A 9,662-nucleotide genomic window follows, 5' to 3' on the forward strand; every position below is an offset into this window, starting at 1 on the left:
ATCCCAGGGCTTTTTTTGTCTGCCTGCCCTTTGCCCTGGGCCAATGCAGCGCGGGAACGCGGCTGTGATACCCTATCCGCAATTAGCGCGCCGCCATTGGCGCAAAGGCAGGAATTTCCATGGCGACAGTAACGGTAGGGCTGGTGTTTGGCGGCTGCTCGGGGGAGCACGAGGTCTCGATTCGCTCGGCCCAGGCGATCGCCCGCGCCCTGGCCAGCGGCCCCAACGCCGACAAGTACACCGTGCTGCCGGTCTACATTCACAAAGATGGCCTGTGGCAGGCGGGGGCTGAAGCCGAGGCGGTGCTGGCCGCTGGCGCACCGCCCCAGGCCCCGTCTGCTCCCAGCGCCCGGTCGCCCCGCCTGCGTCTGCCCCAGTTCGACCATGTGGATGCGATCGACATCTGGTTTCCGGTGCTGCACGGCCCCAACGGCGAAGACGGCACCGTACAGGGGCTGTTCACCCTGATGCAGCAGCCCTTTGTGGGGTCGGGGGTGCTGGGCTCAGCCCTGGGCATGGATAAAATCGCCATGAAAATGGCCTTTGCCCAGGTCGGTCTGCCCCAGGTGAAGTACCTGGCCGTGAGCCGGGCCGAGGTGTGGTCAAACCCGTGCGTTTTTCCGAAGCTGTGCGATCGCATCGAAACCGAGCTGGGCTACCCCTGCTTTGTCAAACCCGCCAACCTGGGGTCGTCGGTGGGCATCGCCAAAGCCACTACCCGCAAAGAACTCGAAGCCGCCCTCGACAGCGCCGCCAGCTACGATCGCCGCATCATCGTCGAAACCGGGGTGGTGGCCCGCGAGGTGGAGTGCGCCGTGCTGGGCAACGACCATCCCAGAGCCTCTCTGCTGGGCGAAATCACCTTCCAGAGCGACTTCTACGACTACGACACCAAATACACCAGCGGCCAGTCGCAGCACACCATCCCCGCCCAGGTGCCCAAAGACGTCGCCCGCCGAATTCGAGAAATGGCGGTGACGGCGTTTCAGGCCGTCGATGCCGCTGGCATTTCGCGGGTCGACTTTTTCTACGTCGAAGCGACGGGCGAAATTCTTATCAACGAGATCAACACCCTGCCGGGATTCACCGCCACCAGCATGTACCCGATGATGTGGGAGGCCAGCGGCGTCAGCTTTGCGGAGCTGGTCGATGCCCTGATTGAGCTGGGGTTTGAGCGGAGTGGGGGAGTAAGGGAGTGATGGGGGAGACTGGGGGAGATAGGGAGGGGTTAGCGGAGATAGGTTTGTGCAGCTAGGAGGGTGATTCCGAGGGTGAGCCACAGCAGAGCCGCGCGGCGGGTGAGGCTGAGGGCCTGGAGGATGCGATCGCCCTTAATCGGCTGCTCCGCGTCCCCCAGCAGCGGCTTTTCCTTCACCTGACCCCGATACCAATTCCTGCCGCCCAGCTGTACCCCCAGGGCGGCGGCGTAGGCGCATTCGCTCCAGCCTGCGTTGGGGCTGGGGTCGGCTGGGGCATCGCGGCGGCACAGGTGCCACACTTGGCCGGGTCGCCCCGACAGCAGAGCAATGGTGGCCACCGTCAGTCGGCAGGGCACCCAGGTCAGGGCATCTTCAAACCGGGCGCTGAACCAGCCCAGGTGGGTGTAGGGAGCCTCGCGGTAGCCCACCATCGAGTCGAGGGTGCTGGCGGCTTTGTAGGCCAGGGCCACCGGCACGCTGCCCACCGGCAAGAGCGCCCCCACCAGGGCGTAGAACAGGGGGGCCAGCACACCATCGGTAGCATTTTCGCTCACGGTTTCGAGCACCGCCCGCAGGATCTCCGGCGCATCCAGGTGTTCGGTGTCGCGGCCTACGTAGAGGCTCAGGCGATCGCGCGCAGCGGGAATATCGCCAGACGCCAGCGGCGTTAGAACATCGCCCGCAGCCTGCCGCAGGCTGCGCCCGGCGAAGCAGCTGGCCAGTAGCACTACCTCAATCCCCAGGCCCGCCGCCGGATGAACCGATCCTGCCAGGTTCACCAGTCCCCAACCCACCGCCCCGCTGCCCACGATTATCCCCAGGCCGAGGCCTATCCCCAGAAACCGCTCCCCCCCCGGCGGCAGCTTGAGGCGAAAGATGCCCTGGGATAGGCGGCCAATGATCCACCCCATCGCCTGCACCGGGTGAGGCCAGCCCCAGGGATCGCCCACCAAGCGATCTAGGCTCGCCGCCAGCACCAGCACTGCCGCCCGGTCCAGTTCCAGAGCGTCGAACCCCAGGTTGCCAAACCCCAACGCGCTAAACCACAAAGCTGACATCGTCCCCCTGAGCCGCCTGCCAACTGCGGGCATCGAAATACAGATCTTCCAGGGAAATACTATAGAGGGCTTCCTTTAACTTTTGCGAGAGCCGATTCCAGACCGCAAAGGTGACCCAGTCTTCGGCCTGGCTGGCCTGGGGACTGTGGCGCGGCAGCGGGTCGACCTGTTCGCCCACGGCCTCCAAAATTTGGCCCAAAAAGATTTGGTCGGCGGGTTTGGCCAACCGATATCCTCCGTGGGGGCCGCGCACCGAATCGACGATTCCGGCCCGGCGCAGATCGATCAGCAGCTTTTCTAAGTAGGGGGGCGGCAGTCCCTGGCGTTCGGCAATGGTGTTGACCGAGACAGGCTGCCGAGAGGGGTGCAGCGTCAGGTCGAGCAGGGCTTTAACGCTGTAGTGGCCGCGAGTGGTCAGCTTCATAGACTAGTTTGATTCCCTAGAAAAGTTAGCCTTTGATGACGCTAGGGCAATACTCCTGGCCTGGGTTGCTCTGCTCAGAAGCGCTCAGGGCAGTCGCCAAACGCGATCGCGGCAAAGGCTAAACGGCCTGTCCTGTCATTATCTGAGTGTAGGTTAAGGGGTGCTACCGGCCCCGGGGCAATGTTCCATGCCGACAGCCCAATCCATTCGAGAGGAGGCTAAATCAGTTTGCCAATCTAAATGTTTTTGAGGTTTTAATTAAGTCGAAAGGGGGCTTCTTTTCATCCCTGTTGAAAAAACCTTAAGAGGTTAAAAAAAGAGAATGCAAAAACTATTTCACTGTAGTATCATTTTGCGTGTCGTTATTAAAGTCAGAGCCAGGTAGAGCAGTTTACTGATTCTACCCAAGCATGTCTGGAGCAAACCGTTGTGAACGAGAATAGAGTGAATGGCTAACGCAACTCAGGTAGAACCACTGGTCGGCAAAGAGTTAGTGCAAAAGGTTAAAGATCTTGACGATCTGAGCAAAGAAGAGAAAGCAAAAGCCTGTGGGTATTACACCCTGACCAAGTCAGGCAGCCCTCGGGTCAACATGATGAAATTCCTCAACGCGCTGATTGAAGCCGAGGGAATACAGCTCGACAGCAGCCAAAACGGCAGTGGCCGCGGCGGTCGCAGCGCCAGCTTTCGCATTACCGTGCAGTCTAACGGCAACCTGCTGATTGGCTCGACCTACACCAAGCAGATGGGGCTGCGGCCCGGCGACGAGTTCGAAATTACCCTGGGTCGCAAGCATATTCGGCTGAAGCAGCTGGGAGACAACGGCACGCTGCTCGAAGATGAAGACGAATAGAACGGTCTGCGGGCTAGCAAACCATTTTGGGTTTTCAGGTCAGGTGATCCGTTTTTAGGCCGCTTGAGTACAATGGGCGAACCAAGTCTGTGATAGGTTGGTTCGCCCATTTTTTGTGCTCTCTGGCTGTCGGTCGGGGGGCTTTGTGTGGCTTTGTTAAAACTTTTGCAGGACCAGAGTGGCTGGTTTTTGGGCTGGGGTTGAGGGGCATTTGCCGAATGCCTGAGGTTGGACGGACAAAGTTTTGAAAGTACAGAATTGTGCGGTTAGTCTATGAACTTTCCTATAGTTTTAGACATTGCCCTGGGGCTGGTCTTTATCTTTTTTGTGTTGAGCCTGCTGGCCAGTGAGGCCCAGGAAATTATTGGCACCCTTTTGCAGTGGCGGGCCGAGCACCTGAAGCAGTCGATTGAGGTGCTGCTGGCCGGTAACGATCGCGACAAAGAAGCGGCGGCCCAGGAGCTGGCCGATGCCCTCTACGAGAGCCCCTGGATTCGCGGCTTGAACCAGGAGGCCAAGGGGTCAATTGCCTACTCGTTTCGCCGTATTTCCCACCTGGTGGGGCGCATTTATCGGGCCATTACGGGGCAGCGCAACGTGTTTGGCGCGGGCAAAACCAGCGGCCCCTCCTACATTCCCGCCGAGGCCTTTGCCAACAGCCTGCTGGAGCGTATGCAGCTGGGCAGCCTGTGGCAGGTGCTGGCCAACGATCGCATCTACGGCTTTGCCCGCGATCGCGTGCTAACCCCGGTCTCCAACATTCTCAGCGACCTCAAGGCCAGCACCGGCAACGAGTTTCTGCTCAACGCCGAGCTACAGCAGCTGGAGCAGGGCATCCACCAGATCATCGACGATTTTCAGGCGGGCATTGTGACGCTGCCCGAAAGCCTCGATCGCGTGGTCAACCGGCTCGACGAGTTTGGCCTGATGGCCCAAGATATTCTGCCCGACAACCACCCCCTTACCGAGACGTTTTTGCGCCGTCTGGCCTACATCAAGCGCGGTTTGGCCAGCAACCCCACCGAAAGAGCCGCCATGCTCAGCAAGCTGCGCCCCAGCGTGGCCCAGCTGCTGGATATTTTTGACAGTGGCAGCCCTGCCTACGGCGAGCTGAGTCGCCTGGCCCAGAGGGGCAACCCCGAGGCCCAGGCGCTGATCGATCGGCTGGCGAAGGCGCCGATTACCCCAGCTCTGCGCAACAGTCTGGCCGCGATCGCCCGCAAGGTAGAGGTCACGGCCGATGCCACCCGCGACGACGTGAAGCTGTTTGGCCTAGAGCTAGAAAAATGGTTCGATCGCGGCATGGAACGGGCCACCGGGGTCTATAAACGCAACGCCAAGGCCGTCGCCCTGCTGATTGGCATCGCCACCGCCGTCTCGATCAACGCCGACTCCTTTCACATTGCCACCCGCCTGGCGGTAGACCCCATTCTGCGCAACTCCATCACCCAAACCGCCGACCAGCTGGTGGCCGACTCGCCCGGCGACTTCAACCAGGAGCTTGGGCAGGTGCAGGAGGCCGTCAATCAGGCCCTCGATGAAATTCCGTTTCCGCTGGGCTACAACGATGTGGTGGTGCAGCAGCAGCTAGATGCAGAGAAATCCTGGCCGATTCCCTTTGTGCCCCGCCGCCTGCTGGGCTGGTTGATCAGCGGCTTTGCTATCTCTATGGGGTCGACGTTCTGGTTTAACGTACTTAAGAAGATCGTGAATGTGAGGAATTCGGGGGATCAGGGGGAGTAGAGGGAGTTGGGGTGATGGGGTGATGGGGGAGCTAGAGATATTGCCTGTTCGGGAATATGTCTGTGGTGAGGCGCTGAACCTCTATAAGACGGCTGATCTAGAGGGGCTGGTGACCCAGGCGGCGGCGGGGCGGCACCTGCGATTGGCAGATTCGTCGGGGGCAGCAACGGCCCGGCAGGTGGTGCTCTGTGAAGACGACTACCCTGGCTGGATCGGCATCACTGAGGCCAAAACACTAACGCCCGCCGATCGCCCCTACCAGCCCGCACAGCTCGATCGCGCGGCGATTGCGGCGCGGCTGCCGGAGGTGATTGCCTTTACCCGGCGGGCCATGGCTACCCCCAACACCTACCTGTGGGGCGGCACCGTTGGCCCCAACTATGACTGCTCGGGGCTGATGCAGGCGGCCTTTGCCTCGGCGGGCATTCGCCTGCCCCGCGACTCGTACCAGCAGGAGGCGTTTACTCAGCCGATTGGCTGGGACGAGCTGGAGCCGGGCGATTTAATCTTTTTTGGCACCCCGGAGCGCACCAAGCACGTGGCGCTGTACCTGGGCCAGGGTGACTACATCCACAGCTCTGGGGTAGACCAGGGCCGCAACGGCATCGGCATCGACTCTCTGGAGAATCTGGCTCACCCGGTCAGCGCCGCCTACCACCGTCAGCGGCGGCGGGCCGGTCGGGTCATGCACAGCTACTGCCCCAGTCGGCTAGGACTCGAAGGCTGAAATATGCCGACTATTCCAGCTCGCTTAACTCCCTAGCTCCCCTACTCCCCTGCTCCCTCGCTCCCCCGCGATTAGCAAGAGTCACCACATTTGTGCCGCAGTCTACTAGGGTCAGCGGCGGCGATCGCCTGACGGGGCCGCAAGCTGCCTGGCTCACCCAAACTCGCCAATCTAAAATCAAAACCTGCTATACCCTGTCGCCGCTGGCTTTCCGGTAAACTCAGGGGGCATGGATTTGCGCTTTTTGACTGGCTGGCTCGTTTATCTGCGGCTGTTATGACTTCTGCGACTCGCTCTAGCCTTGCTTTTCCGGTGTCTGGGGAAGTTGCCCCGGTCGAGATCTCGGTGGTGGTGCCGGTCTACAACGAGTACGAGAGCCTGCCCGCGCTGGTTGAGGCGATCGCCCAGGTGCTCGACGGCATGGGCCGCCCCTACGAAATCATCGGCGTTGACGACGGTTCTACGGACGGGTCGAGCGATCGCCTGCGGGAGCTGGCCCAGCGCTATCCCCATCTGCGGGCGGTGATTTTGCGCCGCAACTACGGCCAAACTGCCGCCATGGCCGCCGGATTCGACTACGCTCGCGGCGGCATTGTGGTGACTCTGGATGGGGATCTGCAAAACGACCCCGCCGACATTCCCCGGCTGATCGATCGCCTCAACGAGGGCTACGACCTGGTCAGCGGCTGGCGCAAAGACCGCCAGGACAACACCCTCACCCGGCTGATTCCGTCGAAAATTGCCAACTGGCTGATCGCTGCGGTTACGGGCGTGGAGCTGCACGATTACGGCTGCTCGCTGAAGGCCTACCGGGCCGAGGTGATCCACGACCTCAACCTCTACGGCGAGCTGCACCGCTTTTTGCCCGCCCTGGCCTTTATCGAAGGGGCGCGAATTACCGAAATGCCGGTTACCCACCACGCCCGCCGCTTTGGCACTAGCAAGTACGGCCTGGGCCGCACCCTGCGCGTGGTGATGGACATGCTCACGGTCTACTTCATGAAAAAATTTCTCACCCGGCCCATGCACATCTTTGGCAGCCTGGGGCTGGCCTCGATGGCTGGGGGGCTGGCCCTGGGCTTTTACCTCACCCTGGTCAAGTTTTTGGCCGACCAGGATATTGGCGATCGCCCCCTGCTGGTGCTGGCGGTGGTGCTGCTGCTGGCGGGCATTCAGCTGTTTAGCTTTGGCCTGCTGGCCGAGCTGATGATGCGCACCTACCACGAGTCGCAGCAGCGCCCCATCTACCGCGTCCGCGAGCTGGTGGGCCACGCCGCGCCGGAAGAGTAGAAAGGGTAGTGCTGGTCATGACTGAACCCTCAAACAACGGGTTTACCCCCGGCCCGGCGGCGATCGCCATGGAGAATGTGTCGCGGGTGTTTGGCAGCGGCGAGGCGGCGGTGCGGGCCTGCGATCGCATCAACCTCACCATTCACCCCGGCGAGTACTGCGCCATTATGGGCCAGTCGGGCTCGGGCAAATCGACGCTGATGAACATCATCGGCTGCCTCGATCGCCCCACCAGCGGGAGGTATTTGCTAGACGGCATGGATGTCTCCAGCGTCGGCAAAACCCGGCTGACCCGCCTGCGCAACCGCAAACTTGGCTTTGTGTTTCAGCGCTACGAGCTGCTGCCCAATTTAACCGCGCTCGAAAACGTGATTCTGCCGATGATGTACGCCGGGGTGGGGCGATCGGCGCGGCGGCGGCGGGCCGAGGCCGCCCTCACCCACATGGGCCTGGCCAACCGCATGGACAAGCGCCCGCCCCAGCTTTCCGGTGGGCAGCAGCAGCGGGTCGCCATCGCCCGCGCCATCGTCAATCAGCCGGTATTGCTGCTGGCCGATGAGCCCACCGGAGCGCTCGACTCCCAGTCGGCAGCGGAGGTGCTGGGCATTTTTGAGGCGCTGCACCAGCGGGGCATTACCATCGTCATGGTGACCCACTCCCACGAAGTGGCCAGCCACAGCCAGCGCATCATTATGATGAGCGACGGCCAGGTCACCCACGCCCACCTCAGCCCCGCCGACCTGGGGCAGCTGACTCCCCTGTAGGCTGGCCAAGACAGTCCTGATACCCAGATATTCCTGATAAATTAGCTAAACTGCTGATGGCTTGGACGACCTGTTCGTTTGGATGATGTTTTGTGCCGCCCGAATCTCACCCCGACGCCTCTACTGAGACTGACCAAACCCGCGCCAAGCTCGCCCAGGGGGAAACAACCTTGGACAGTAAACCGCTCAGCCCTGGCCTGTTTGACGACGACCTCTACGACGACGGCCCGGCGGCCAAACAGCGCACCGGGCTGAAATGGATTGTGGCTTCGGGGCTGGTGCTGGTGCTGGGATTGGGCGGCTGGCTGGGCTACCGCACCTGGCAGCGCCGCAGCGTAGACCCGGTGGTGGTCACCACCGGCAGCCCCAGCCGCGACACCCTCGAAAACCGCGTCGATGCCTCCGGGGTGGTGAGCCTGGGCAACCAGCAAACCCTCAAGGCCCCGGCGGATGTCACTGTGGAGTCGGTGCTGGTGCAGGAGCGCCAGCGGGTAGCCAAGGGCACGGTGCTGCTGCGCCTGCGCGATCGCGCCCTGGAGCAAGATCTCGACGAGGCCCAGATTCAGACCGAAATTTTGCGGCTGGAACGCCAGCGCCAGGCCGAGCTGCGCCAGGACCGCCAGCGCACGGTGCAGCGGGCCGAGGAGCGCCTCAGTGAATCCCAGAGCCTGGTCGATCAGGGGTACATTTCTGAGGACGAGTACAATCGCGATCGCGACGCCCTGGAAACCGCCCAGTCAGACCTGCGCGGAGCCGAAGTTGACCTCCAGCGCTCCGAGCTAGAAATTCGCCAGAACCAGGCCACCCTGACCAACCTGCGCGCCCGCCTGGCCGACAACGCCATCGTCGCCCCCTTCGACGCCGTGGTGCTCAACATCGACGTGCAGCCAGGGGATGGCGTCCAGAGCGAGGGCACCCTGCTCACCATCGGCGACCCCACCCAGGAGGTGGTGCTGTTCGACCTCATGACCCTCGATGCCAACAAGGTGTCGGTGAATATGCCCGTGCGGGTCAGCATCATTGGCCCCAGCCCCGAACGCTACACCGGGCGAGTGATCAGCATTGCCCCTCAGGCGATTGGCGACAGCGAGAGCGATCGCGGCTCCCAGGCCACGGTCAAGGCCGTAGCCCGGCTCGATCGCCCCAGCGGCACGCTCATACCGGGCAGCGCCGTCAGCGTCGAAGTCATTCTGGTGCAGCAGGAAAACGCCCTCGCCCTCCCCCTCAACGCCATTCAAAAAGACGGCGGCGACACCTACGTCTGGGTCGTCGACAGCAACGGCAAAGCCCAAAAGCGCCCCGTCACCACCGGCCTCGAAACCCTGGACGCCGTCGAAATTCGCTCCGGCCTGGAAGAAACCGACACCGTCATTCTCAATGCGCCCCCTGACCAGCCCCTAAAAGAAGGCATAGCCGTGGAAACGACTCCCGCTGGCCCTCCCGGTGCCCGCCGCCGTCAAGCTCCATAGTGTTGGTTCTCCTGGGTAGAGCTGATTGTTAGAGCAAGGGGGCAGGGGGGCGTGGGAGAGGATTAAGGGTGGGAGGCCTATTTCTCTAAATCATGACTACACATCTTGCCCCCCAGCCCCCCTGCCCCCCTGCCC

10 protein-coding genes are annotated in these 9,662 nt (G+C 62.1%); 8 read left to right on the forward strand and 2 right to left on the reverse strand.

Annotated elements, in window-relative coordinates:
• Positions 1–119 precede the first annotated feature (119 nt).
• Positions 120–1,199 carry a D-alanine--D-alanine ligase family protein gene (locus LEPTO7104_RS0105175; protein WP_017297488.1) on the forward strand — a complete coding sequence of 360 codons (1,080 nt, stop codon included), beginning with the start codon at positions 120–122 and terminating at the stop codon, positions 1,197–1,199.
• Between the two features lie 29 nt (positions 1,200–1,228).
• Here the strand turns inward: LEPTO7104_RS0105175 and cbiB are convergent, their stop codons facing one another.
• Both cbiB and LEPTO7104_RS0105185 read right to left on the reverse strand, forming a co-directional pair.
• Positions 1,229–2,257 (reverse strand): adenosylcobinamide-phosphate synthase CbiB, encoded by a 1,029-nt coding sequence (gene cbiB / locus LEPTO7104_RS0105180; protein WP_155523529.1) that lies wholly within the window; start codon positions 2,255–2,257, stop codon positions 1,229–1,231.
• A complete protein-coding gene (locus LEPTO7104_RS0105185; RefSeq protein ID WP_017297490.1) occupies positions 2,238–2,681 on the reverse strand; it encodes an RrF2 family transcriptional regulator in 444 nt (147 codons plus the stop codon). Before LEPTO7104_RS0105185 ends, cbiB begins: the two co-directional genes overlap by 20 nt.
• A 448-nt stretch (positions 2,682–3,129) precedes the next feature.
• Here LEPTO7104_RS0105185 and LEPTO7104_RS0105190 point away from each other — a divergent pair, with 448 nt between their 5' ends.
• The 7 genes from LEPTO7104_RS0105190 (at position 3,130) to LEPTO7104_RS32845 (ending at position 9,527) form a co-directional block, all read left to right on the forward strand.
• On the forward strand, positions 3,130–3,534 hold the full coding sequence (locus LEPTO7104_RS0105190; RefSeq protein ID WP_017297491.1) for an AbrB family transcriptional regulator: 405 nt from the start codon (positions 3,130–3,132) through the stop codon (positions 3,532–3,534).
• A 273-nt stretch (positions 3,535–3,807) separates the two neighbouring features.
• Positions 3,808–5,277: a hypothetical protein gene (locus LEPTO7104_RS0105195; RefSeq protein ID WP_017297492.1), complete on the forward strand. Its 1,470-nt coding sequence runs from the start codon at positions 3,808–3,810 to the stop codon at positions 5,275–5,277.
• A 22-nt stretch (positions 5,278–5,299) separates the two neighbouring features.
• Positions 5,300–6,004, forward strand: a complete 705-nt coding sequence (locus tag LEPTO7104_RS0105200) for a C40 family peptidase (protein WP_017297493.1) — start codon at positions 5,300–5,302, stop codon at positions 6,002–6,004.
• A gap of 92 nt (positions 6,005–6,096) precedes the next feature.
• On the forward strand, positions 6,097–6,222 hold the full coding sequence (locus LEPTO7104_RS42225) for a hypothetical protein (protein ID WP_264307764.1): 126 nt from the start codon (positions 6,097–6,099) through the stop codon (positions 6,220–6,222).
• 58 nt (positions 6,223–6,280) lie between these two features.
• Positions 6,281–7,294 (forward strand): glycosyltransferase family 2 protein, encoded by a 1,014-nt coding sequence (locus LEPTO7104_RS0105205; RefSeq protein ID WP_017297494.1) that lies wholly within the window; start codon positions 6,281–6,283, stop codon positions 7,292–7,294.
• A gap of 17 nt (positions 7,295–7,311) precedes the next feature.
• Entirely contained in the window at positions 7,312–8,058 is a 747-nt protein-coding gene (locus LEPTO7104_RS0105210; RefSeq protein ID WP_051158565.1) for an ABC transporter ATP-binding protein, read from the forward strand.
• A 92-nt stretch (positions 8,059–8,150) separates the two neighbouring features.
• Positions 8,151–9,527, forward strand: a complete 1,377-nt coding sequence (locus tag LEPTO7104_RS32845; RefSeq protein WP_017297496.1) for an efflux RND transporter periplasmic adaptor subunit — start codon at positions 8,151–8,153, stop codon at positions 9,525–9,527.
• The last annotated feature ends 135 nt before the right edge of the window (positions 9,528–9,662 follow it).

It is taken from the genome of Nodosilinea nodulosa PCC 7104 (assembly GCF_000309385.1).
GTDB lineage: Bacteria > Cyanobacteriota > Cyanobacteriia > Phormidesmidales > Phormidesmidaceae > Nodosilinea > Nodosilinea nodulosa.